At 71.0% G+C, this 24,016-nt stretch carries 25 protein-coding genes; 11 read left to right on the top strand and 14 right to left on the bottom strand.

What is annotated here, in order from left to right; all coding sequences use genetic code 11:
- Position 1: 1 nt before the first annotated feature.
- The 7 genes from fliP to DEJ29_RS08820 all read right to left on the bottom strand — a co-directional run bounded on the left by fliP (position 2) and on the right by DEJ29_RS08820 (position 5,127).
- The gene (gene fliP, locus DEJ29_RS08850; RefSeq protein ID WP_027465540.1) at positions 2-838 is read right to left on the bottom strand and encodes a flagellar type III secretion system pore protein FliP; all 837 of its coding nucleotides are present in this window, start codon (positions 836-838) and stop codon (positions 2-4) included.
- A complete protein-coding gene (locus tag DEJ29_RS08845; protein WP_111093949.1) occupies positions 835-1,395 on the bottom strand; it encodes a FliO/MopB family protein in 561 nt (186 codons plus the stop codon). Before DEJ29_RS08845 ends, fliP begins: the two co-directional genes overlap by 4 nt.
- A 7-nt stretch (positions 1,396-1,402) precedes the next feature.
- Positions 1,403-2,107, bottom strand: a complete 705-nt coding sequence (gene fliN, locus DEJ29_RS08840; RefSeq protein WP_111022848.1) for a flagellar motor switch protein FliN — start codon at positions 2,105-2,107, stop codon at positions 1,403-1,405.
- Positions 2,107-2,985 (bottom strand): flagellar motor switch protein FliM, encoded by an 879-nt coding sequence (locus DEJ29_RS08835; protein WP_111093948.1) that lies wholly within the window; start codon positions 2,983-2,985, stop codon positions 2,107-2,109. Before DEJ29_RS08835 ends, fliN begins: the two co-directional genes overlap by 1 nt.
- A gap of 120 nt (positions 2,986-3,105) precedes the next feature.
- The gene (locus DEJ29_RS08830) at positions 3,106-4,035 is read right to left on the bottom strand and encodes an OmpA/MotB family protein (RefSeq protein WP_110863814.1); all 930 of its coding nucleotides are present in this window, start codon (positions 4,033-4,035) and stop codon (positions 3,106-3,108) included.
- A 2-nt stretch (positions 4,036-4,037) separates the two neighbouring features.
- Positions 4,038-4,862, bottom strand: a complete 825-nt coding sequence (locus DEJ29_RS08825; protein WP_111030043.1) for a motility protein A — start codon at positions 4,860-4,862, stop codon at positions 4,038-4,040.
- A gap of 1 nt (position 4,863) precedes the next feature.
- Positions 4,864-5,127 (bottom strand): flagellar FlbD family protein, encoded by a 264-nt coding sequence (locus DEJ29_RS08820; protein ID WP_372495779.1) that lies wholly within the window; start codon positions 5,125-5,127, stop codon positions 4,864-4,866.
- A gap of 167 nt (positions 5,128-5,294) precedes the next feature.
- Here DEJ29_RS08820 and DEJ29_RS08815 point away from each other — a divergent pair, with 167 nt between their 5' ends.
- The 5 genes from DEJ29_RS08815 (at position 5,295) to DEJ29_RS08795 (ending at position 9,384) form a co-directional block, all read left to right on the top strand.
- On the top strand, positions 5,295-6,365 hold the full coding sequence (locus DEJ29_RS08815) for a hypothetical protein (protein ID WP_111093946.1): 1,071 nt from the start codon (positions 5,295-5,297) through the stop codon (positions 6,363-6,365).
- 109 nt (positions 6,366-6,474) lie between these two features.
- Positions 6,475-7,314 (top strand): DUF4397 domain-containing protein, encoded by an 840-nt coding sequence (locus DEJ29_RS08810; protein WP_111093945.1) that lies wholly within the window; start codon positions 6,475-6,477, stop codon positions 7,312-7,314.
- Between the two features lie 14 nt (positions 7,315-7,328).
- On the top strand, positions 7,329-7,961 hold the full coding sequence (locus DEJ29_RS08805) for a class F sortase (protein ID WP_181438097.1): 633 nt from the start codon (positions 7,329-7,331) through the stop codon (positions 7,959-7,961).
- Between the two features lie 71 nt (positions 7,962-8,032).
- Entirely contained in the window at positions 8,033-8,578 is a 546-nt protein-coding gene (locus tag DEJ29_RS08800; RefSeq protein ID WP_071244624.1) for an RNA polymerase sigma factor, read from the top strand.
- Positions 8,575-9,384, top strand: a complete 810-nt coding sequence (locus DEJ29_RS08795) for an anti-sigma factor (RefSeq protein ID WP_111093943.1) — start codon at positions 8,575-8,577, stop codon at positions 9,382-9,384. The genes DEJ29_RS08800 and DEJ29_RS08795 overlap by 4 nt, the downstream gene beginning before the upstream one ends.
- An 18-nt stretch (positions 9,385-9,402) precedes the next feature.
- Here DEJ29_RS08795 and DEJ29_RS08790 read toward each other — a convergent pair whose 3' ends face one another.
- The 6 genes from DEJ29_RS08790 to DEJ29_RS08765 all read right to left on the bottom strand — a co-directional run bounded on the left by DEJ29_RS08790 (position 9,403) and on the right by DEJ29_RS08765 (position 15,803).
- Positions 9,403-10,104 (bottom strand): alpha/beta hydrolase, encoded by a 702-nt coding sequence (locus DEJ29_RS08790; protein ID WP_181438096.1) that lies wholly within the window; start codon positions 10,102-10,104, stop codon positions 9,403-9,405.
- A 153-nt stretch (positions 10,105-10,257) separates the two neighbouring features.
- The gene (locus DEJ29_RS08785) at positions 10,258-11,217 is read right to left on the bottom strand and encodes a carbohydrate kinase family protein (RefSeq protein WP_111093941.1); all 960 of its coding nucleotides are present in this window, start codon (positions 11,215-11,217) and stop codon (positions 10,258-10,260) included.
- Positions 11,214-12,551, bottom strand: a complete 1,338-nt coding sequence (locus tag DEJ29_RS08780; protein ID WP_111093940.1) for a glycoside hydrolase family 32 protein — start codon at positions 12,549-12,551, stop codon at positions 11,214-11,216. Before DEJ29_RS08780 ends, DEJ29_RS08785 begins: the two co-directional genes overlap by 4 nt.
- Positions 12,548-13,456: a carbohydrate ABC transporter permease gene (locus tag DEJ29_RS08775; RefSeq protein ID WP_220037308.1), complete on the bottom strand. Its 909-nt coding sequence runs from the start codon at positions 13,454-13,456 to the stop codon at positions 12,548-12,550. The genes DEJ29_RS08780 and DEJ29_RS08775 overlap by 4 nt, the downstream gene beginning before the upstream one ends.
- On the bottom strand, positions 13,453-14,400 hold the full coding sequence (locus tag DEJ29_RS08770) for a carbohydrate ABC transporter permease (RefSeq protein WP_111093939.1): 948 nt from the start codon (positions 14,398-14,400) through the stop codon (positions 13,453-13,455). Before DEJ29_RS08770 ends, DEJ29_RS08775 begins: the two co-directional genes overlap by 4 nt.
- Positions 14,400-15,803 (bottom strand): ABC transporter substrate-binding protein, encoded by a 1,404-nt coding sequence (locus tag DEJ29_RS08765; RefSeq protein WP_111093938.1) that lies wholly within the window; start codon positions 15,801-15,803, stop codon positions 14,400-14,402. Before DEJ29_RS08765 ends, DEJ29_RS08770 begins: the two co-directional genes overlap by 1 nt.
- A 137-nt stretch (positions 15,804-15,940) precedes the next feature.
- Here DEJ29_RS08765 and DEJ29_RS08760 point away from each other — a divergent pair, with 137 nt between their 5' ends.
- Positions 15,941-16,984: a LacI family DNA-binding transcriptional regulator gene (locus tag DEJ29_RS08760; RefSeq protein ID WP_017887450.1), complete on the top strand. Its 1,044-nt coding sequence runs from the start codon at positions 15,941-15,943 to the stop codon at positions 16,982-16,984.
- Positions 16,985-18,457 carry a glycoside hydrolase family protein gene (locus DEJ29_RS08755; RefSeq protein WP_111093937.1) on the top strand — a complete coding sequence of 491 codons (1,473 nt, stop codon included), beginning with the start codon at positions 16,985-16,987 and terminating at the stop codon, positions 18,455-18,457. It abuts the gene before it with no gap.
- 81 nt (positions 18,458-18,538) lie between these two features.
- Here DEJ29_RS08755 and DEJ29_RS08750 read toward each other — a convergent pair whose 3' ends face one another.
- Positions 18,539-19,159, bottom strand: coding sequence for a response regulator (locus DEJ29_RS08750; protein ID WP_111088054.1), 621 nt, complete (start codon positions 19,157-19,159; stop codon positions 18,539-18,541).
- Positions 19,160-19,216: 57 nt separating this feature from the next.
- On the opposite strand from DEJ29_RS08750, the gene DEJ29_RS08745 reads away from it, so the two are divergent.
- The 4 genes from DEJ29_RS08745 (at position 19,217) to DEJ29_RS08730 (ending at position 23,950) form a co-directional block, all read left to right on the top strand.
- On the top strand, positions 19,217-20,254 hold the full coding sequence (locus DEJ29_RS08745) for an ABC transporter permease (protein WP_258375869.1): 1,038 nt from the start codon (positions 19,217-19,219) through the stop codon (positions 20,252-20,254).
- On the top strand, positions 20,251-20,925 hold the full coding sequence (locus tag DEJ29_RS08740) for an ABC transporter ATP-binding protein (RefSeq protein ID WP_111093936.1): 675 nt from the start codon (positions 20,251-20,253) through the stop codon (positions 20,923-20,925). Before DEJ29_RS08745 ends, DEJ29_RS08740 begins: the two co-directional genes overlap by 4 nt.
- Before the next feature lie 108 nt (positions 20,926-21,033).
- Entirely contained in the window at positions 21,034-22,602 is a 1,569-nt protein-coding gene (locus DEJ29_RS08735) for a helix-turn-helix domain-containing protein (protein WP_171907747.1), read from the top strand.
- A gap of 214 nt (positions 22,603-22,816) precedes the next feature.
- Entirely contained in the window at positions 22,817-23,950 is a 1,134-nt protein-coding gene (locus DEJ29_RS08730; protein ID WP_111093935.1) for a DUF475 domain-containing protein, read from the top strand.
- The last annotated feature ends 66 nt before the right edge of the window (positions 23,951-24,016 follow it).

The following is a 24,016-nucleotide window of genomic DNA, read 5'->3' as shown; positions in this document are numbered from 1 at the left end:
CCTAGACAACGTGGTAGCTCTCGATGAGCGACGTGATGATGAGGCCCCAGCCGTCGACCAGCACGAAGAGCAGGATCTTGAACGGCAGCGAGATCATGACCGGCGGGAGCATCATCATGCCCATCGACATCAGGGCCGCGGAGACGACGAGGTCGATCACCAGGAACGGGATGAAGATGACGAACCCGATGATGAACGCGCTGCGGAGCTCCGAGATGATGAACGCCGGGATCACCGTCGTCATCGGCACGTCGGCCATCGACTTCGGGTTGTCGAGCCCGGCGGCGCGGGTGATCAGGGCGACGTCCTCGTCGCGGGTCTGGTGGAGCATGAAGGTCCGCAGGGGCTTCGTGCCGATCTCGACGGCCTGGTTGAAGTCGAGGTGCCCGGCCAGGTAGGGCTGCAGGGCGTCGTCGTTGATGTGCCCGAGCACCGGTGCCATCACGAACAGCGACAGGAACAGCGCCAGTCCGGCGATCACCTGGTTCGGCGGGATGGACTGCAGCCCGAGCGCGTTCCGGGTCATCGCGAGCACGACGAAGATCTTCGTGAACGACGTCATCATGAGCATCAGCGCGGGTGCGACGCTCAGCAGCGTGATGCCGATGAGCGTCACCACGGCCGACGAGGGCGTGCCGTCCGGACCGTTCACGCTGACGCTGAAGTCACCGGTCGCGGGGGCGGTCGGGGTCGCCGGGGCGGTGGGTTCGACGACACCGGCGGCGTGCGCACCCGTCGTCGTGAGCATCAGGAACCCGGCCACGACCGCCAGGCCGAGCAGGACGAGGGCGACGAGTCGACCCGACCGTGCCAGCCGGTGCGGCCCTGCCGCGGTCACCCGGCCCGCCGGTTCCGCAGCGCGGCGGCGGCCTGGCGCCAGGTGTCGACCGACAGGATCGAGCCCTGCAGCTGCTGCGCGCTCGGCACGGCGCGCTGCGGGCGACGGTTGCGCGGGCGCATCGGCAGCGGCGTGACGGCGCTGGTCGCGTCGGTCGCGCGGGTCACGTCGTCCGTGCCCGCCGGGAGGCCCGTGGTGGCGTCCGACTGCTGCGCGAGTTCCCGACCGAACACGTCGGCCGACGGGGCGGAACGCACGGGCAGCGCCACCGGTCCGGTCACGATGGTGAGTTCCGGCGCGGGCGCCTGCCCGCTGGTGAGCAGGTTGACCCCGTGCTCGGACACGCCGAGCACGAGCCGCTCCCCCTCGACGTCGACCACGACGACGCTCGCCTTGCCGCCGATGCCCTGCCGACCGACGACCTCGACGGTCGCGGCACGGCGGCCCGACGGCTTGCCCGAGAAGCGCTTGCGGCTCGCGCGGTGCAGCACCCACATGAGGGCGAGCACGACGCCGAGCGAGAGCGCGACGCGGAGGGTGACGACGAGGGTGTCCACGTGCGGGTCAGACCGTTTCGGCGACGTCGAGGATGCGGGTGATCCGGACCGCGTAGTCCTGGTCGACGACGACGACCTCGCCGTGCGCGATGAGGCGGCCGTTCAGCAGGACGTCGGCGGGGGCACCGGCGCTGCGGTCGAGCTCGACGACGGCGCCGGGCTCCATGCCGAGCACGTCGCGGACCGACATCCGGGTGCGGCCGATCTCGACCGTCAGGGTCATCTCGACGTTGTTGATCCGGCCGAGGTTGCCGGCGGGCAGGTTCGCCACGACGGGCGCCGACACCGTGCCGTTCTCGCGGATCCGGATGCCGAACCACCCGGCGGGCAGGCCACCGGCGGTCAGTTCGAACACGACGGTGTCCGGGTCGGCCAGCAGCGACGCGGCCGACTCGCGGTTCGCCTCGCCGAGCACCCCGACGCCGAGGACCCCGGCCGCGGCCTCGAGCGACGGACGCAGGACGTCCGTGACGGCCACGATGCCGTGGTCGGTGCCTCCGGCGGCCGTGATCGACTCGAGGTCGGTGAGCACGAGCGCCAGGTCGGCCGACAGGCCGCCGACGAACGAGGCGACCACGGCGTCCGTCGCCGCGTCGAGCACGACCGGTGTCGCGCCTCCAGGCAGGAGCACCGCGGTCAAGGGGGCGGCCGTCGGGAGCTGCGCCGCGAGCGACTCGGCCGCTGCGGTGTGGAGGGTGGTCGTTTCGGTCATCAGTGCTGCTCCGTGCTCGTGGTGGTGACGACGATGCCGGCGAGGCGCGAGCCGTTCGCGCCGACCGCGGCGGTGCCGACGGGTTCGCCGTCGACCGCGATGGTGAGGGGCCGGTGCTGCGGGTGCGGCAGCGGCAGGACGTCGCCGACGGCGAGCCGCAGGACCTGCGTCGGCAGGACCGCGGCCGGGGTGAAGCGCAGGCTGACGCCCACGGGCACGCTCTCGAGCTGCGCGTCCAGCAGGGCTCGGGCGTCGGCGGGCGACACGTGTGCGGCGGCCTCGCCGAGCTGCGGCAGGACGGCCTCGGCCGGCAGGGCCAGCGTGCCGGGCGCGATGCGGTCGCCGACCCGGATCGAGAACGAGGCGACGATCATCAGGTCGCCCTTCTGCGCGGCCTGGGCGAACTGGCTGTTGAACTGGAACCCGCCGACCGTGACGTCCTGCGCGAGCAGCCCGCCGAACGAGTAGCGGAGGTCGTCGAGGGCGTCCTCGACGATCTTGCGGACCAGGGCCTGCTCGATGGGCGTGAAGGTGCGGTCCGGGGTCGGCAGCGGCTTCGAGGCGCCCAGCGCGTGCGACACCCACGTCAGCGCGGCGTCGAGCGGGACCTGCAGCACGCCCTTCGGGGTCAGGCCGGTGATCGGCAGCAGCACCATGCCGGTGAGCGCGGGCAGCGACGCGGCGTACTCGTCGTACGTCGTCATCTCCACCTGCTCGCAGGTGACCTGGCTGACCGCGCGGACCTTCGCCGTCAGCTGCGTGCCCCACTGGCGCGCGAACGTCTCGAAGGCGAGCTCGAGGACCCGGGCGTGCTCACGGGCCAGCGTCGACGGGCGCGCGAAGTCGTACACCTCGGGCGCTGGCAGGGTCTCGGTCACGGGTGCGTCTATCGGTCACCTGTGGGGCACCCGTCAGTGCTGTACCCCGTAGTGGGGCGGTGGCGGCAGCGCTGGTGCGCTCCGCACGCTGCGTTTCTCAGCCCTGCTGCGCTCCGTGTCTCAGCCCTGCTGTGCTCCGTCCTGTGCCTTCGCCAGCGCCGGCATGAGGGCGCTGACGTCCTGGTCGGCGTTCGACAGGACCACGATGTCGACCCGCCGGTTCAGGGCGAGGTCCCGGTCCGTGCCGCCCTTCGCCAGCGGCCGGCTCGACCCGAACCCGACGCTCTGCACGTGGTCGCCGGGCATCCCGCCCCGCTCGACCAGGTCGCGCAGGACCCCGGTCGCCCGCGCCGCGCTGAGCTCCCAGTTGGTGGCGTACGGCGCGGTCGAGTTCCGCTGGTCGGCGTGGCCCTCGACGCTGACGTCGTGGGCGGAGGTCTTCAGCACCGGCGCGATGGCGTCCATGATCGACCGCGCCTGGTCGGACAGGTCCGCGCTGTTCGTGCCGAAGTACGTCTCGCTGCCGATCAACCGGACGATCAGGCCGCGGGCGTCCACGGTGAACTGGACGTTCTCGGTCTGGCCCGCCTTCGCCAGGTTGCGCTGGATCGCACGCTCGAGCTTCGTCAGGTCGTCGAGCTCGCGCTTCGCCTCGGCGAGGTCCTGCTTGCTCGCCGTGGTCGGCACCACCGTCGACGCGGGGTCGACGTTGGTGTCCTTCGTGCCCGACGACGCGGTCGAGTGGTCGGCCTGGGACTTGTCCGTCGAGTAGCCGGAGCCGTCCTCGACCTGGTCCTTCGTCACGACGGTGCCGCTCGCGGTGTCGATCTTCTGCGAGTCGACCTCGCCGAAGCCGGTGGCGAGCGACTGCTTCAGCTGGATGTACTTCTCCTGGTCGACGGTGGACATCGCGAAGAGCACGAGGAACATGCACATCAGCACCGTGATCATGTCCATGTACGACGCCATCCAGCGCTCGTCGGGGTGCTCGGCCTCGTCGTGGGACTTCTTCGCGCGACCGCGGCCGCGGCCCCGGGGGTTGGCGCTCACGGTCAGGCCGCCAGCTGCTGGTCGTCGGCCGCGTCGGCCTTCTTGCCTGCCTTGCCGGGCTTGCCACCCGTGTCGGCGCGGGCGGCGGGCGGGACCATGGCCTTCAGCCGCTCGCCGAGCAGACGGGGCTGGCTGCCCGCCTGCACCGCGAGCAACCCCTCCATCAGGAGCGTCTGGCGGTCCGACTCGAGCTGGGCGAGCTTGCGGAGCTTGCCACCGATCGGCAGCCACATGAAGTTCGCGGTCAGCAGGCCCCACAGGGTGGCGACGAACGCGCTGGCGATCAGCGGTCCGAGCTCGTCGGGCTTGCCGAGGTTCGCGAGCACGTGGGTCAGCGAGACCACGGTGCCGATGATGCCGACGGTCGGGGCGAAGCCGCCGAGGCCCATGAAGAACGCACTCGCGCTCCGGGTCGGGGCTGCGTTCGACTCGATCTCGTCCTCGAGCAGGATCCGCAGCTCGTCGCCGTCGGTGCCGTCCGCGATGTTCTGCAGCGCCTTCTTCATGAACGGGTCGTCGTGCTTGTCGGCCTCCTGCTCGAGGGCGAGCAGGCCGTTGGCGCGGGCGGTCTCGGCGAGCCCGACGACGTCGTCGATGACCGACGCCGGCGGGGTGACCTTGCCGGTGAACGCCTTCGGCACGGCCTTGAAGCTGGCGATCGCGTCCTTGAGCGTGGTGCTGGCGATGCCGCAGCCGATGGTGGCACCGAACACGAGCAGCATCGGGGCGGGCAGGAAGAGTCCACCGAGCTCGACGTGCTCCATCTGGACCATGCCGAACAGGGCGCCGAAGGCGAGCAGGATGCCGACGATCGTTGCGATGTCCACGTCAGCGACCCCCGTCCAGCGCGCGACCGTGCTGCGTGGAGCGGAGTGCGGCGACCGGGGCGAGCGTCGGCAGCGGGCCGGTGTTCGTGCTCGAGCGGGGGGCCTGGTCGGTGCCGTAGGCCATCCCGACGATGCGTGCCCGGTACGCGGCGATCAGGTCGATGACGTCGGCCATCGACTCCCGCACGATGTACTTCGCACCGTCGACCATGATGAGCGTCGTGTCCGGCGTCTCCTGGATGCGCTCCACGAGATCGGGGTTCACAGCGAATCCGCTGCCGTTCAGTCGTGTGACGACGATCATGGCCCGTCCTGGTTCTCGATCGTCCCGCCGCCGTCCGTGGGGCGGGATGCGGGCCCGTCCGTGGGCCTGCACGGAGGACTATCGGCGGGTGCGACGGGTGCGTTAGCGGCCGTCACTAGCCTGGTTCGGTGATCGATGCCTCGGACCTGCTCGCCCACCCGCGTGGCCGGCGCTTCTGCCTGGAGCTCGTCAGCGGTGTCCAGGACCCCGACGACCCGGCCGCCCTGCAACTCGGCGACCTGCTCTTCTGGGCGGAGCACCACCTCGGCGTCGAACGCGGCGACGACCGAACGTTCTTCGGCATCGGTGGTGCGGTCGAACCCGAGCCGGCTCCGAACCTGGCGAGCGCAATCGCGGCGGTGTCCCTGCCGTCCGTGGGCGAGGACGACGTCGTGGTCGCACTCGAGTCGACTGCGGAGACCGCGCTGTGGTGGCAGCAGCCCGATGCGCTGGACGCGCTCCTCGCTCGGACGGACCTGCAGGCCGCGCTCCGGCGGCTCGCTCGGTGGGCGGTCGGAAGCCCGGTCGTGCGCAGGCTCTTCGACCCGCAGGGCGGAGCATGGACCGTCGAGTTCGACGAGGACGAGCAGCCCCGACGTCCGGGAGCGGCAGAGGCGCTCGCCGACTGGTCCCGGGAGCTGCGCCGCGAGGACGCCGAGGGGAACCCGGGGGTGGCCAGCGGTGTGTGGTGGACCACGCCGCCGTGGCCGCTCGCGCAGCACACGCGAGCGCCGTTCCCGTCCGCCGGGCCGTTGGCGCTCTGGGCGGTCGAGGACTCCTTCGGGCAGGAACGCGCCGTCGTCTCGGCGGTGCCGGCCGATGCCACGGCGCGCGTGTGCACCGTCGACGGTCCCGCCGACTGGGCCGCGCTGTGCCGGCGCTGGCCGCTCGACGTGACGGGGACGACCCGACGGAACGACTGGGCCGTGGCGACCGGACGGCAGGGCGACTGGGTGCAGCCGGACTGGTCCGCGGTGGCCACCGAGTACGACGTCGTGCACCTGACCGTCGCGGGCTGGTTCCGCACTTCCGGGCTCACCGTGCCGGTCGACGGCAGCCGCGCGAGCGTCGTCGCAGGGTGGACGCCGGACTCCGCGTACCGGCTCACCGACCGGGGAGCCGGGGACGAGGCCGTCACGGGCGATCCGGAGACCTGGTCGCGTCCGGGCAACGCAGGGGTCTGGCGCCGTCTCAGCTGATCCCCAGCAAATCGCTGCATCCGATCGGGGTGCTCCGGCGGTAGTGGGGGTACGACGTCGAGGACGACGTCGTCCGCACCGGCCCGGACAGGCCCGAAGGAGACACGTCATGCGCAAGACACTCGCCACCGGCCTCAGCGCCGGTGTCCTGTTCGCCGCCGCTGCGGCCGTACTGCCCGCGACCGCTGCGACCGCCGCCACCGGCGAGGCGACGCTCTCGGTCCTCCACGCCGTCCCGGACGTCACCGTCGACGTCTACCTCGACGGCGAACGTGCCATCGACGACTTCACCCCGGGCACCCTCGCCGGCCCGATGATGGTGCCGGCCGGTGCACACCAGCTCGCGATCACCGCCTCGGACGCAACCGACGCCTCCGACCCGATCATCGGCCCGGCGGACGTCTCATTCGACGCCGGTGGCAACTACACCGCCGTCGCCCACGACGCCACGGACGGGTCGCCGACCGCGACGGTGTTCACCAACGACACCTCGGCCGTCGCGGCCGGCCAGGGACGCCTGGTGGTCCGGCACGTCGCCGCCGCACCGGCCGTCGACGTCCTCGCCGGTGGGAAGGCCGTCGTGTCGAACCTGTCGAACCCCGACGAGCAGGCACTCGAGCTGCCGGCCGGCACCGTGTCGGCGACCGTCGCCGCCACCGGGACCACCGACCCCGTGATCGGCCCGGCGGACGTGGCGGTCACCGCGGGCTCGTCGACCATCGTCTACGCCTGGGGCAGCCTGGACGACGACAACCTCGCCCTCGCCACGCAGACGATCGCGGACCTCGGTGGCACGCCGAACGGCGTCCCCGCCGGGAACGCCGGTCTCGTGGCCACGAACGACCAGGACCCCCTGCCCCTGGTCGGCGCAGCGGCGGCCGCACTGGCCGCCGCTGCCGCGATCGGGGCCGTGGTGCTCCGCCGCCGGCACGCAGCGACCCGCCGCTGAACGTGCCACGCCCCGTGCGGTCCGCCACGGTGACGCTCGTCGTCGCCGTGGCGGCCGCCGCCCTGACCGGGTGCTCGTCGGCCGGGACCACCCCCGGCGGGCAGCCGTCCGTCCTGCCGACCACCACCCCCACACCGGTCCCGTCGGCGTTCTCGACCGAGGTCCCGCAGCAGGCCGCCACGATCCCCCCGGTCCGGGACGCCCCCGCCCCGACCAGCATCACCGTCGACCACGCCGGCATCCGCGCGCCGATCCGCCCCGAGGGGGTCGACGAGGACGGCGCAATGGCGCTCCCGCCCGACCCGGCGACCGCGGGCTGGTACCGGTTCGGTGCCGCACCGTCGTCCGCCGAGGGCACGGTCGTCATCGCGGCCCACGTCGACGCGGTCGGCTACGGCATCGGCCCGTTCTCGCGGCTTGCCGACGCCCCGTCCGGCACCCGCATCACCCTGACCGACGCGGACAGTGCCGAGACCGCGTGGCGCATCGACTCCGTCAGCATGCTCGAGAAGCAGGGACTCCCCTGGGGCGACGTGTTCCGTGACGACGGACCACGACGGCTCGTCCTAGTGACCTGCGGCGGGACGTTCGACGCAGCCACCGGACACTACGAGAGCAACCTCGTCGTCACCGCGATCCCGGCCTGACCGTGGCGACGATCCGCCCCCTACGATCGGATCGTGGTCGACGACGACGACCGCGCCAGCGACAGGAAGACGTGACGACCATCCTCCCGGACGACAGCGAGCTCTCGGACGCGTTCCGCGCCGGGGGCGAGCACGCCCTGCGAGCCGTCTACGAACGGTGGTCGTCGCTCGTGTACTCGCTGGCCCTCCGCGCCCTGGCCGACCCGGCCGCCGCCGAGGACGTCACGCAGCAGGTCTTCGTGAAGGCCTGGCAGCGCAGCACGAGCTACGACCCCGGCCGGGCCCCGCTCGGCGCGTGGCTGGTCGGCATCACCCGGAACTGCATCGCCGACGCGCAGAACGAGCGCCGACGGCACGCCAGCGCCGCCGACCCGGACGTGGTCGAGGAGACCACCCCGGCGCCGGAACCGGCCTTCGACCTGGCCGAACGCGCACTGGTCGCCGGCGAGCTCGAGCGGCTCGACGAGGTCCCACGACGCGTGATGCGACTGGCGTTCTACGACGACCTCAGCCATCGTGAGATCGCCGAACGGCTCGAACTGCCGCTGGGCACCGTCAAGAGCCACATCCACCGAAGTCTGGCTCGGCTCCGAACACGTCTGGAGGTGATCGAATGAAGCACGTCGACGACGAGACGCTGGCGATGCTCGCGGTCTCCGACCAGGTCGCCGCGGACGACGTCGCCGAACACCTGGCGTCCTGCGACCGGTGCCGCGACGAGGTGGCCGCGCTGCAGCGGGTCGCCGCGGTGACCCGGGCGTCCGAGGACGTCACGCTGGCCGCGCCCCCGGAGCACGTGTGGGACCGGATCGCGGCCGAGATCGCCCGGACGCCGCAACAGGCGGCGGCGCCGGCGACCGACCCCGGACGACCGGCTGAACGCGCGTCCGGCGGGGCAGCCGGCGGCACCCGGTCCGACGCGCAGCATCACGCCGTGGCCCGCCGACCCCGATCCCGTCCGCGTCGTCGCCGTGCCCTGGCACTGGTGATCGCCGGCGCCGGTGTCCTCGCCGTCGTCCTCGGCATCGGCGTGGCGTCGGGGATCGTCCCCGGACTCCCCCGCGGTGACACCGAGACCGTCCTGGCGAACACCGAGCTCGCCGCACTGCCCGGTTGGTCGGGGACGACCGGCCGCGCCGAACTCGAACGTGACCAGGACGGCCGGGTGACCCTGCTCGTCGACCTGCACGGAGAGCGCGGTCGCTCCGGCACCGGTCCGCTGCGCGAGGTCTGGATGATGCGGTCGGACCTCGGCGGACTGGTGAGCGTCGGCTACCTCGACGGCGACCAGGGCCGCTTCACGGTGCCCAACGGCGTCGACACCGCGGAGTTCCCCGTGGTGGACGTCTCAGCCGAGGCCGACGACGGTGATCCGGCGCACTCCGGTGACTCGATCGTCCGGGGCACCCTGACCGATCCCTGACCTGGCCGGACCGTGCGGTCACTCGGACGTGCCGTGTCGCCCGACGCGCGCGAGCAGGTGCCCGTGGAGGAAGTCGTAGGTCCTGGTGAGGGCGTCGGTGCGCGTGCTCATCTCGGCGAATTCGTGGTGGCCACCGTCGACGAGCATGAACTCGTGGGGAACACCCTGTTCTGCGAGCGTCGCGGCGAGGGACATGCTCTGATCGACGGGCACGACCTGGTCGTCGGTCCCGTGGAGCAGGAACGTCGGCGCGGACTCGGCCGTGATGTGGTCTGCGGGTCGGAACCACCGGCTGCCGTGCGCACCGGGTGCCCCGAACGCGGTGTGCAGGGGCGACCCGGGGGCGCGGAGCTCCGGTGAGCGGAGCGGGTCGTGCATGCCGTACCAGCTGGCGACCGCGCACACCCGGTCCGGTTCCGAGGGAGCGGAGGCGCCGACGATCGTCGCGATGGTCGCGCCGGCGGAATTGCCCCAGAGCGCGACCGCACCCGGATCCAGGTTGAGCTCGTCCGCGTGTGCGCGGAGGAAGCGGAGCGCTTCCCGCACGTCGTCGACCGGGGCAGGGAACCGCGCCTCGTTGCTGGTCCGGTACTCGACACTGGCGACGGCGACCCCGCGCTCGGCCAGGGCCACCAGCGCGGGGACGTACCGGGCTCGGTGGACGTTCCGGAACCCGCCGCCCTTGATGAAGACGACCAGGGGCGTCGGTGTCGCGGTCACGGGCTTCAGGAGGTGCCGGTCACTGCGGTTGCTGCGGACGGAGCCCCGGGTCGGGACAGCGACGCCGCGCGTGCTGCTTCGCCTGGCGCGGTCGCGGCGAACAGTGCGAGCGCACCGATGCCTGCACCCTGGAGGAGTGCGCGTCGTCGGAATTCAGAGGTCATGGTCCGCTCCGGTTCGAGGTCGGGATTGCGTCGGATCGTGCTCTTCAGGAGTCGCTCCCCGCACGGGGATCAGGTCGGTGGCACTCGGCAGATCGGCTCCCCGCCGGGCGACGGTGATCGCCGCGGCACGGGTGCAGACACGTCCGAGTTCCGTGAGGGTCGCTTCGCCGAGCGAGTCGAGAACCGCGGCGTGGTCCTGCAGCTGCCAGACGAGCGTTGCCATGTAGGTGTCGCCCGCTCCGACGGTGTCGACGACGTCGACGCGTTCACCGGGGACCCGGACCCGCTCGGTCGCGGTCGCCAGGAGCGAGCCGGTGGCGCCCGTGGTGAGGACCGCGAGCTGGGCGCCGCAGCCGAGCACGCGATCCAGGACGGCGTCCTCGGACAGCCCCGGGTAGAGCCACCCACCGTCTTCGTCGGAGAGCTTCACGACGTTCGCCGTCGCTGCACGGTGTTCGAAGGTGAGTCGCTCGTCGGCAGCCGCGCCGAGGAGCGCGGGACGGATGTTCGGGTCGAACGAGACGACTCCCCCGGCCGCCACGGTGCGTCGCGCGAGTTCCGACACCTTGCTCGCCCCGGGTTCGAGGAAGACGCCGATCGATCCGACGTGCAGCCAGCTCGGCGTGCGTGGCAGCTCCGGCAGGTCCCACTCGACGTCGAACTCGTACGTCGGCTGGCCGTCCGCGTCGAACCGGACGGAGGCGGAGGACGTCCGGCTGGCTCGGAACGTCCCGTCGACGAGTCGGACGCCGGAGGCCCGGAGGTAATCGGCGATGCGGTGTCCTCGGACATCGTCCCCGAGCCACGTCGCGAACTCGACCGGTGCACCGAGCCTCCCCAACCCGAGTGCCACGTTCGCCGGGCTCCCACCGGGCACCTCATGCGGTGATCCGTCGTGCACGACGTCGACCAACGACTCCCCAGCAACGGTGATCAGGGGCCGGGTCATCTCGAACCCGCCACCGTCACAGCGCTCCGCAGTTCCCAGACCGACGCCTCGGGAGGAGCTTCCACGGTCCAGGGTGGTGCCTGCTCGGGGTAGACGCGCGTCGTGACGGACCGGCCGGCGCTGGTGAAGACCTCGACGACGGACCCGTCCACGAACACCCGCACCGCCGGCAGCTCGCTCTGCATTCCGAACGGCGCCCGGACCACGGCAGGGCTCGTGTCCGCGCGAGCGTCCCCGCTGGCACGACTCCGATCGACGGTGAGGGTGTCGGCCTCCAGGTCGACACGGACGTCGAGGTACTCGGCCTCCGAGAACCGGAGACGGACGACGCCGGTGACCGGGGTCGGGAGCACGATCTCCACCTGGGCGCCGACCGTCGCCCCGTGGCCCGGACGCGACGTGCCTGCTCGCAGTGACTGGAGCGCGGGATGCGGTGCGCTCGCGAGTCGTCCGTTGGTGAGCCACACCCTCCTGGGCAGGGAGACGGCACCGGACCAGCCCGCCTGCGCCGTCGCCTCCAGGGGACGACCTTCCGTGACCCACCCGAAGAGCACAGCACCCCACGACCCGGTCCGCATCACGGACGGCGCGTAGAAGTGCTGCCCGTGGTCGACCCTGTCGGGGTGCAGCGTGCCGCTCAACGGGACCGCGATGACCTCGCCCGGTCCGTCCTCGTGTGACCAGGACGCCATGAGGGCGACATCGGTGCCGTCGACCGTGAGGATCTGCGGGCACTCCCAGCCTTCGCCGGTGTCGATGCCCTCGACCGTGGCACGGGTCATCGCGACCAGGTCGCCGGCGGACGCCCAGGTGACGCCGTCGGCGGATCGGTAGTGACGGACCGCCGCAGTCTGGTTCGCAGCCGCTGCTCCGACCACCATCGACCAGCCGTCCTCGTCCTGCCAGACGAACGGATCTCGGAACATCGTGATCCCCTCGTCGGCCGCCGGGTCTGCCACGACCTGGACGGGCGGACCGAAGCTGGTGCCGCCGTCGGAGGACTCGGCGAGGAGCACCGACTGGAACGGGCTGTGGTCGACCTTGCCGGAGTAGTACGCGCGGACGACGTCGTCGTGGAGCACCGTGTTGCCCGACCACGCGCCTCCGGAGTCCGCGCCCCCGGGGACGGGGACGATCGCGGGCCGGTGCAGGCTCCAGTGCACCAGGTCCTCGCTGGTGGCGTGTCCCCACTCGACCGGGATATCGAGGTCGACGAGCGGCCTCGACTGGAAGTACAGGTGCGCCTGTCCGCCGATGTCGATCGGTCCGTTCGGGTCGTTGACGTAGCCACGGGGCAGCCGGACGTGGAACTGCGGGAGGTGGTGGTCGGTCATCGGGAGGATCCAGCCGTGACGCCCTCGATGAAGTACCGCTGGGCGAAGACGAAGAGCAGGACACTCGGGATCATCGTCAGCACCACGCCCGCGAGGACGACCGAGATGGACCCGGTCCCGAGGTTGCCCTGCAGACCGACCAACCCCAGCGGCAGGGTGAACGTGTCCTGCTGGTTGAGGAAGATCAACGGCCGGTAGTACTCGGCCCAGAAGCCGGAGAAGTTCAGGATCGCGAGCGTCGCGATCGCGGGGCTCGCCAGCCTGGAGTAGACGTGCCAGAACACGCCGAACTGGCTGGCACCGTCGATGCGCGCTGCTTCGCCGAGCTCCTTGGGCATCTGCATGAAGTACTGCCGCATCAGGAACGTGCCGAACGCGCTCCCGAGGGCCGGGACGATCAGGGACGCGATCGACCCCGTCAGCCCGATGTCCTTGAGGATGACGAAGACCGGGATGATGATCGTCTGGATCGGGACCATCATCGTGGCGAGGAAGATCCCGAAGACGGTGTTCTTCCCCGGGAAGCTGATCATGGCGAACGCGTAGCCGGACAGGGTGCAGGTGACGGTCTGGCCGACGACGATCAGCAGCGTGACGACGACGCTGTTGACGAAGAACTGGCCGATCGGGATCTGGTCGAAGACGGCCGCGTAGTTGCTGAAGTCCCAGGACAGCGGGAGCCACTGCGGCGGGTTGTCGAAGGACTCAGCCGGCGTCCGGAGGGACGTCGTGAGCGTCCACAGCAGCGGCCCGAGGGCGAACACGGCAGCGACGATCAGGATGACCAGGCCGACGATGGTCCCGGCGGTGGCGACCGGACGTCGCCGGCGCACGATGTGGTCGATGCTCGGTTGTGCCACGGTTTCCGGGCTGTGCAGTGGATCGAACGTCTGAGTGGTCGTCATTGGTAGAACACCAGCTTTCGTGCGGCGATGAACTGGACGGCGGTGATGATGCCGATGATCACCAGCAGCAGGATCGCGATGGCGGAGGCGAAACCGAACTGCAGGTTCTGGAACCCGGCCTGGTACATCGAGATGGTGGCCGTCGTCGTCGCTGTACCGGGCCCGCCCTTGGTCATGATGAACGGTTGGTCGAACAGCTGCATCGCGTTGATCATCGCGATGACCGTCGCGAACAGGATCGTCGGGCTGATCAGGGGGATCTTGATCTGGAAGAGTGTCCGCCACGGGCCGGCGCCGTCGATCGAGGCGGCTTCCTGGACGTCCACCGGGACCGCCAGCAGCGCGGCGACGAACAACACGAACGTGAAACCGACCTGTTGCCAGACCACGACCATCACGATCGTGACCTTGGCCCAGAACGGGTCGTTCAGCCAGTGCGCCCCGGGGAGGCCGATCTCGTTGAGGTAGTAGTTGATGAGGCCGAACTTCGTGTCGAAGATGTAGCCCATGAAGATCGAGACGGCTGCTGTTGACGCCAGGAGCGGCAGGTAGAACGCGGTGCGGAAGAACACGCGGGTGGTGTTGCGCTTCCGGTTGTTCGCCAGCACCGCCAGCAGCAAGCCGAGCGAGATCTGCAGGACGACGATGGCGAGAGCGAGTCCGATGGTGACCCCGAAGGACGCCAGGACCGGCCCGTCGGTGAACAGTCGGACGTAGTTGTCCAGGCCGACCCACTCGGGACTGCTGATCACGTCCCAGGAGGTGAACGACAGGCCGAGTGAGGCGAGGATCGGGACGAGGGTGAACACGGCGACGAACACCACCGCGAGCCCGATCATGAGGAAGCCGAACGCGGACTCACGCCGACGGACACGTTTCGCCGCCGGCCGGCGGGCTGCGACCTCGGCCGCGCGCTGGGTGCGTCGTTCTGTCGTCGCGGTCATCACGATGCCTGCGCTGCGGCCTGCTCGATGTCAGCCTGCAGGCCGTCGAGCGCCTTCTTCGCGTTCCCCGACGAGATGGCCTGCGTGGTCCGCTGGTTGAGGGCCGTCGCGAGGGCGTTGTAGTACGGCGGCGCGGAGATGGGCACCGAGTTGTCGAGCTGGTCGTAGAACACCGACCAGTGCTCCGGCCCCGTCGTGGAGTACCGCTCCGCGGTCATCAGCGACTTCTGCGCGGGTGTGGTCACGTTGCCCGGCCACAGCGCGTCGAAGCTCTCCGGCTGCACCATGAGCTTGATGACCTCGAACGCGAGGTCCTTCTGCTTCGACGAGTTGAAGATGCCGTACCCACCGGCGCCGAAGAGTGACTTGTTGCTCTTCCACGTCGGGAACTCGACGACGTCGAAGCTGCCGTTCCGCATCCCTGCGTTGTGGAGACCGCCGGCCCAGAAGCCGCCGCCGATCGTCATGCCGATCCGACCGGAGGACATCAGGCCCTGGAGCGTGGCACCACCGCCGACGTCGGGCGAGGGGGACGCGCCGGACTTCTGCAGCTCGATGACGTACTCGAGTGCTTCGACTGCTGCGTCGGAGTTGGCGGTCGGGTCACCCCACTTCCAGCCGCCCTTGCGACCGGTGACGCCGAGCGGGTTGTCGGCGAACGCCTTGCTGTTCCACAACCAGTCGCCACCGGAGTACTTGCCCTCCTGCAGCAGGTTGCCGTCGTTGGCGTACAGGAACGAGGTCCAGCTGCCCCAGAGGCGCACGACCCAGTCGAACGCGTACGTGCCGGAACCGATCTTCGCGAGCCGTTCTGCGGAGGAGTGGAAGTCGTCCATCGACCAGTCGGCCGCGGGGCGCGCGAGGCCGGCCTTGTCGAAGAGTTCGGTCGAGTAGAACATGCTGCCCGCGTTGAAACTGTCGGGCAGCGTGTAGAGGTGGCCCTGGTACATCGTCGACTCGATCAGCGCCGGATGGGCACCGCTGAAGTACGTGTGCAGATCTGACAGGTTCTTCGTGACGAGGTCGTCGAGCGGGGCGAGCAGGTTCTTCGACGCCAGGAGCTGCTGGCCTTCGGTCGCCACGCTGACGATGTCCGGGACGTCGCCCGACGCGACCTGCGTCAGCACCTTGGCGAGGAAGTCGTTCCAGTCCGTGCCGTTGATCGCCGTGACCTCGAGACTCGCCTTCTTGTCCAGTTGCTTGATCTTCGGCTCGATCGCCTTCTGCAGCGCGGTGGCGGCGCTCTGCTCCCCGAAGTAGAGCATCTTCACCGTCCCCGTTCCGCTGCCTCCGCCAGCAGTCGAGCACGCCGCCAACGACCCGATGCCGGCCAGCGCGAGCCCGGCCCCACCGAACTTGAACAGCGTGCGCCGGTTGATGGGAGTGCTGAATCCATTCGTCACGGTCGCTCCTCTCTGAGCGATGATGACCCCGCTCCACGCCGGGCCAATACGTATTTGTGAGGCGATCGTACACAGCGTGCCCCGGGGAGGCAATACGTATTTGCTTCTGGCATGATGAGCGGGACGAAGGAGATCCGATGGCGAGCCGAGAACGCACAGCGCAGTCGCACCGCGTCACGATGAAGGACGTCGCACGCCGTGCAGGGGTGTCGCAGCCGACCGTGTCGTTCGTGCTCAACGACCGTCGGGACGTCTCGATCGCGGACGAGACCCGTGCCCGTGTGCTCCAGGCCGCGAAGGAACTGGACTTCCAACCGAACCGGGCTGCGCAGTCGTTGCGCTCGAACCGCTCGTACACGGTCGGCGTCATCGCCGACCGGCTCGTGTCCCAGCCGTACGCCGGGCACATCGTGCTCGGTGTGCAGCAGGCGGTGCAGGAGGCCGGGTACGTCTGCTTCGTGGTCGAGACCGCCCAGACCACCGACGGCGGCAAGGCGGCGGTCGAGAACCTCGTCCGGCAGGGCGTCGCCGGCCTCGTCTACGCGGCGCCCGGACCGGAGTACGTCACCCCGGTCGCGGGTCTCGACCGCGTGCCCACCGTCTTCGTCAACTGCTTCCCACCAGGCGACACCGACGCCGTGACCGTCCTGGCAGACGAGTTCCAAGGCGGCCGTGACGTCGCCGCCGCGGTCTTCGCCGCCGGCCACACCAGGGTCGCGTTCCTCGGAGGCCCCGAGGACGACTACGCCTGCCAGGAGCGCAAACGTGGCCTCGAGCGCGCCGCCGCGGATGCAGGGATCGCTCCGGACTCCATCCGCGTCGAGTTCGGGACCTTCCAGGTGGGTTCGGGCTACGACCTCGCGATGGAGGTCCTGACGACCGAGCGGCCGACCGGGATCATCTGCGGGAACGACCGCATGGCGGTCGGCGCGCTGATGGCGGCGCAGTCGCTCGGCATGCGCTGTCCCGAGGACGTCAGCATCGTGGGGTTCGACGACCAGCCGGACCTCGCCGATCAGATGCACCCACCGTTGACCACCGTCGCGCTCCCCCACCAGCAGATGGGTTTCGACGCCGGAACCCTGCTGCTGGCGGAGACGGAGCAGCCCGGTCGGCACCTCGTGCCGTGCGGGTACGTCCCCCGGAGCTCACTCGCAGCTCCCCGACCCGAAGGAACCTGATTGGCCGCCACACCCAGCACCCACTTCCGGCCCCCGAACGGCTTCGTCGGGGACGTGATCCCGTTCGAGCACGACGGCACGGCGTGGCTGTTCTACCTGCTCGACGAGCGTCCGGGCGTCCCCCCGCTCCAGCGAGCGACCGGGATGCCGTGGGGAGCCGTGACCACGACCGACTTCGTCGGGTTCGAGAGCAGGGGCGTGGTCCTGCCGTCGGGCGGCGCCGATGCCAGCGACTTCGACTGCTACACGGGAAGCGTCGTGCAGGACGACGCCGGCACCCTGCACCTGTTCTACACCGGGCACAACCCGCGGATCACGACCGAGGTAGACGGCGTCACCAAGGATGCCCAGGTCGTCTGCCACGCGACGTCCTCGGGTGATCTCACGGACTGGACGAAGCACCCCGGATGGGATCTCCCCGCACTCGTCGGGTACTCGCCCGAGGACTGGCGCGACCCCTTCGTGTTCCGTCCGTCTGCCGAGGGGCCGTGGCAGATGCTCCTGGCAACGCGTCGACGCGACGAACCGTACCGACGATCCGGTCTGGTCGCGCGACTCGAGTCCGACGACCTCGTGACCTGGCGCGACGCTTCACCGCTCTGGGAACCCCACCGCTTCATCACCCAGGAGTGCCCCGACGTCTTCCAGTGGGGCGGGTGGTGGTACCTCGTGTACTCCGAGTTCTCGGACGCGTTCTGCACGCGCTACCGCATCGCGACGTCCCCGGACGGGCCGTGGCTCGCTCCGGCGGACGACACCGTCGACGGGCGCGCGTTCTACGCCTCGAAGACGCTGGCGCTCGACGGCGAGCGGTACTTCGTCGGTTGGATCGCGTCGAAGGAGGGCGACCGCGACGACGGGGCCTGGCAGTGGGCCGGGACCATGGCCACCCTCCAGGCACACCAGCGGGTCGACGGGTCGTTGCGCTTCGACCTGCCCGACTCCGTGAAGGCCGCCTACTCCGACGAGGTGGACGTGACCTCGTCCTTCCGACCGCGCAACGGCGCCGATCCGACGGTCGGTGCCGGCGCCGCCACGCGGTACGCGTCGTGGGTCGGTCCGGAACTCCCCACGGAGGCGCTGGTCAGCATGGACATCGACCTCGCAGCGGACACGAAGTCGCTCGGACTGCTCCTGCGCACCAGCGACGACACCGAGGACGGCTACGCGCTGCGTCTCGAACCCGATCGGAACCGGCTCGTCCTGGACCGGTGGCCGCGCGGCAGCACCGGCACCGAGCAGTGGCAGATCCTCGGTGACGTGCCGCACGCCGTGGAACTGGAACGTGCCGTGCAGCTCGCCCCGGGCAGGCACCGGGTCGACGTCCACCTCGACGGCGACGTCTGCGTGGCCGTGGTGGACGGCGGCGTCGCTCTGAGCACGCGGCTCTACGACCGGGCCGCCGGTCGGGCGGGGCTGTTCGTGCAGGACGGCGCCTTCACCCTCGAGCGGTTGACGATCCGGACGCGCTGACCCCGGCACGAGCACCGGAGCGCGCACAGGCACGAGCACCGGCACCGGCACCGGCACCGGCACAAGCGCGAGCACAGGCCCTCAGCGCAGGATGCCGAGCGCCCGGGCCTCGGACACCGCGGCGGTGCGGGAACCGACGCCGAGCTTGGAGAACACGTGGACCAGGTGTGACTTCACGGTGGCGTCGGTGATGTGCAGGCGTGCTGCCACGTCGACGTTCGAGGCACCCTCGGCGACGAGCCGGAGGACCTCGATCTCGCGAGCGGACAGGCTGACCCGTGGCGCACGCATCCGCGCCATCAGGCGGCTCGCGACCGCCGGCGCGAGGGCGCTCTCACCGGCGGCTGCGGCGCGCACCGCGGCGAGCAGTTCGTCGGGCGGCGTGTCCTTGAGCAGGTACCCGCTGGCCCCCGCTTCGACAGCGCCCAGGATGTCGCCGTCGCTGTCGTAGTTGGTGAGGACGAGGACGTACGGCGCGGCGTCGGTCGAACGGATCTGCCGGGTGGCGTCGGCACCGGTGCGGTCCTGCCCGAACTGCAGGTCCATCAGCACGAGGTCGGGGTCCAGGGACGCCACGAGCGCGGCGGCTTCGTCGGGTGTCGCGGCCTCCCCGACGACGTCGATGTCGACCGCCCCGTCGAGGAGTGCGCGCAGGCCGGCGCGGACGACGGGGTGGTCATCGGCGATGACGAGTCGGATCACGGCTCACTGACCTCCACGGTGGCGGTGATGGTCGTGCCGTCCCCGGGTGCGCTGTCGATGGTGAGACGGCCACCCAGCTGGTCGACACGTTCACCCATCGCGCGGAGCGGCCTGACCGGCGGCCTCGCCGCGCAGAACGTGTCCGCGGTCCTCGGCCTCCCCGGGAACCGGCTCGTCCTGCAGGAGCCCTCGACCGGGCAACCATCGTTCTCGCAGTCGACGATCGACGCCGCGACGGTGTCCGCGTGGCGGGAGTCCTCCGGCGTCGAGCACGTCACGCCGATCGGGATCGCACAGGGGCGCGCCGCCGTGCACGCCGAAGCCGCACCAGCGGTCGCCGTCGCCCTGTTCGGCGTCCCACGGGGAGCCCCCGCGTCGACGGTCACCGACCTGGCTCCGCGGTACGACGACACGGTGGGCCTGTCCGCCGGCGCAGCGAAGGACCTCGACGTCGCCGTCGGGGACGCCGTCACGATCGCCGGGACGACCTACCGGGTCGCCACCGTCGGCGGAGACGCGTGGTACAGCCACACCCCCGTCGTCGCGCTCTCCCCGACGGCGTGGGCGTCGACCGACCGGCGCCTCGGCGGGGACGGCGAAGCGACCGTGCTCGCCGTCTCCGGAACGCCGGACTGGGGCAGCACGGCGGACCGCACGCGCACCGTCGCCGTGTCACCGCTCGCCAGCCTCACCGCGCTCGAGACGTTCAAGTCGGAGGTGGGGTCCCTCGGACTCATGATCGTGATGCTCTTCGGAGTCTCCGCGCTCGTCGTCGGGGCGTTCTTCACCGTGTGGACGCTGCAGCGTGCCGACGACATCGCCGTCCTGAAGGCCCTCGGCGCCTCCGACGCGTCGCTCGTGGGCGATGCCCTCGGCCAGGCACTCGTCGTCCTGGCCGCGGGCGTCGGGGTCGGGATCGGTCTCGTGTCGGTCCTGGGGACGCTCGCGAACGGCGTCCTGCCGTTCCTGCTCAGCCCGCTCACCACCCTGCTGCCGGCCGCCGTGATGGTCGTCCTCGGCCTCGCCGGTGCCGCCGTCGCACTCCGCACCGTCACCAGGGCCGACCCCCTCACCGCACTCGGGAGCAACCGATGATCACCCTCGACGACGTCACCCTCACCTTCCCCGACGGCGACTCCCGCGTCACGGCGGTGGACCGCGTTTCCCTGACCGCTCCGAGTGGGGTCGTCACGGGCATCACCGGGCCCTCCGGCTCCGGGAAGTCCTCACTGCTCGCGGTCGCGGCGACCCTGATCCGCCCGGACTCCGGGCACGTGTGGATCAACGACGTCGACGCAGCGGCCCTGACCCGGAACGAGGCGACGACGCTCCGCCGCGACCAGGTCGGCATCGTGTTCCAGCAGTCGAACCTCATCGAGTCGCTCACCGCTCGGGAACAGCTGCTCGTCATGGCGGAGCTCGGTGGCGGCCACCGAGACCGGACCGCGGTGCGCGCCCGTGCCGATGCGCTGCTGGCAGCGGTCGGTCTCGCCGAGCACCGCGGCAAGCGACCCGCGCAGCTCTCCGGCGGCCAGCGGCAACGGGTCGCCATCGCCCGCGCCCTGGTGAACACCCCGTCCGTCCTGCTCGTCGACGAACCCACCAGCGCGCTCGACCAGGAGCGAGGCGCCGAGATCATGGCACTGATCGCGCGCCTCACGCACGAGCAGGGCACGGCGACGATGCTCGTCACGCACGATCTCGTCCACCGCGACGCGCTCGACCGCCTGGTCACCGTCGTCGACGGCCGCCTGACCGATGCCTGAGCGTTCGTCCCCCGAAATTCCCAACTGTGACGTATTCGAGACCTCTGGACGCGCAACGGGTGTCGATCTTCCATCGGTTTATCTCATGAGCGTGTTAGCGTGGCGCGCATGACCGACACCACCACCGTCGTCTCGCCGGCATCTCCGGCGACCGCAGCACCCCTCCGTGAGGTCGGCGCGCTCATCCGGGGCGCCCGCAAGGGCCGCAGCATGACGCAGGCCCAGCTCGCCGAACGCGTCGGCACCAGCCAGAGCGCGATCAACCGCATCGAGCAGGGCGGGCAGAACCTGTCCCTCGAGATGCTCACCCGCATCAGCGACGCCCTCGACCAGCAGATCGTCTCGATCGGCGGCGCCCCGCAGCGGGCCCACCTGCGCGTGCAGGGCGGCCGGAAGCTCAGCGGCTCCATCGCGGTGAACTCGAGCAAGAACGCCGCCGTGGCGCTGCTCTGCGCCTCGCTGCTCAACCGCGGCGTGACCCGTCTGCACAAGGTCGCCCGGATCGTCGAGGTCGACCGCATCATCGACGTGCTCCGCAGCCTCGGCGCGAGCGTCACCTGGTCGGAGGACGGCGAGACCCTCGAGATCGTCGCCCCGGATGACCTGCACCTCGACGCGATCGACGCCGACGCCGCCCGCCGCACCCGCAGCGTGCTCATGTTCCTCGGCCCGCTCAGCGGCCGGTACGAGTCCTTCCGCCTGCCCTACGCCGGCGGCTGCGACCTCGGCACCCGCACGGTCGAGCCGCACCTCATCGCGCTCCGTCCGTTCGGGGTGGACGTCGAGGCGACCTCCGGTTGGTACGAGGTCGACGTCGCGAACCAGGCCGTCCCCACCAAGTCGGTCGTGCTCACCGAGCGCGGCGACACCGTGACCGAGAACGCGATCCTGGCCGCCGCGGCCCGCGACGGCGAGACCGTCATCCGGAACGCCAGCCCCAACTACATGGTGCAGGACCTCTGCTTCTTCCTCGAGCTGCTCGGGGTGCAGATCGAGGGCATCGGCACCACCACGCTCCGCATCACCGGCAAGAGCAAGATCGACGAGGTCGTGGACTACTGGCCGAGCGAGGACCCGGTCGAGGCGATGAGCCTGCTGACCGCCGGCATCGTCACCGCGTCGACCCTCACCGTGACCCGGGCGCCGATCGAGTTCCTCGAGATCGAGCTCGCGACCCTGGCCGAGATGGGCCTGCGCTTCGACGTCACCGAGGAGTACGCCGCCGCCAACGGCCGCACCCGCCTCGTCGACATCACGGTGTACCCGTCCGAGCTGCACGCGCCGATCGACAAGATCCACGCGATGCCGTTCCCCGGCCTGAACATCGACAACCTGCCGTTCTTCGTCGTCATCGCGGCCATGGCCGAGGGCACCACGCTCGTGCACGACTGGGTCTACGAGGGCCGGGCGATCCACCTGCTCGACCTCACCCGCCTGGGCGCGAGCGTCACCCTGCGTGACCCGCACCGCCTCGACGTGACCGGTCCGACGCACTTCTCCGGTGCCGAGATCAGCTGCCCGCCGGCGCTGCGCCCCGCCGTGGTGATCCTGCTGGCGATGCTCGCGGCGAAGGGCGAGAGCGTCCTGCGCAACGTCGGCATCATCGCCCGTGGCTACGAGCAGCTGCAGGAGCGCCTCAACTCGCTCGGCGCGTCCATCGAGACGTTCCACGACTGACGCTGAACCCCCGCAAGACACCGGTGTTCGCCGGTTGAACACGCGCAGACCGCGGTTCAGCACGCGAACACCGGTGTTTTGCGTTTCCCCCGGCCGGCCCGTCCCCGCAAGTGGGGACGGGCCGTCACCCGTTCTGCGGGGTCCCCACGGGCCTCCAGGCCGATGCCCAGGAGCGCTCCATGCGCCGCCCAGCCCGACCGTGCTGGATGGGCAGATGGCCACGAGATCACTCCTGACCGTCCCCCTGCTCATCACCGTCGCGGCCGCCGCGGCGGCCTGGCTGGTGCTCGGCCCCGCCGCAGCGCTCGCCTTCGTCGCCCTCGCGTTCCTCGAGATCGCGATGGCCGCGGACTCGTCCGTGCCGATGGCCGGCATCGCCGGCCGGCTGCACTCCCCCGCCCGGCGGCTGTTCCTGTCGCTCGGGATCGTCGCTGGCGTGCTCGCGATGCGCCTGCTGCTCCCGCCGGCCGCCGTCGCGGTCGGTGACGCGACCGACCCGGCGAGCTCGGTGGAGGAAGCCGTCTTCGCGCCCGGCTCGTTCTCCGCGCACCTGGCCGAGGTGCGTCCGGCCCTCGCCGCCTTCGGCGCCGCGTTCATCTGGCAGGTCTTCGCCGAGTACCTGTTCAACACCGACCGCGCGTCCCGCAGGTCGTGGCTGGGCAGCCTGGAGGCACGGCTCGCCTCCGTTGCGCGACCGCGCGTCTGGTCGCTGGTCACCGCTGCGACGGGGGTCGTCGTGACCTCCGTGCTCGTCGGGTCGCGTTCCGGCTGGGCCGCCGGTGCGCTGCTGCCGGTCGCGCTCGGCGGGGTGGCCGGCATCGCGGCGTACCTCGTGTCGAAGCGGACCGCGGCGTGGGCGCTGCGCAGCGGCCCCGGCAGCGGCGGGTCGGACACGGCGTCGATCGGGGTGGGCGGTGGAGCCTGGCGCATCCACCTCTACGCGTCGACGGTCGTGTTCGAGCGGGGGCTCGTGGTCTTCATGCTCTTCGAGATCCTCGACGGCGTGTACAGCCTGTCGGGGTCCGGGCCGCTCGGGTCGGACGGGCTCGGGGCGCTGGAGCAGGCCGCGGTCGCCATCGGGGCGATCGGGGTGGGCGCGGTGTTCCTGGCCCGCCTGACCTCGCGGGTCGACCAGGCTGCGGGGCTCAAGCGGCTGCGGTACCTGAAGGCCGGGGCGGCGTACGTGCTCGGGGTGCTGTCGGTGCTGCTGTGGGCCAGCCTGCTCGTGCCGATCCCGGGCGTCGTCGTGGGGTGGTTCGGGACCGTCGTGATCGGGTCGGCGCTGGTGAGCTCCCTGCCGTGGCGCGCGTGGTGGCGGCGGGTGGTGCGGCGGCCGCGGGCGGTGTGACGCGGCGGCTCGTGACGCATCGTGCGGCCTGGTGCGGCGCGTCGTTCGGCTGTGTGCGGCGCGTCG

It is taken from the genome of Curtobacterium sp. MCPF17_021 (assembly GCF_003234605.2).
Classification (GTDB): domain Bacteria; phylum Actinomycetota; class Actinomycetes; order Actinomycetales; family Microbacteriaceae; genus Curtobacterium; species Curtobacterium flaccumfaciens.
The sequence above is the reverse complement of the archived record's forward strand: the minus strand, read 5'-3'. Positions and strand labels throughout refer to the sequence as shown.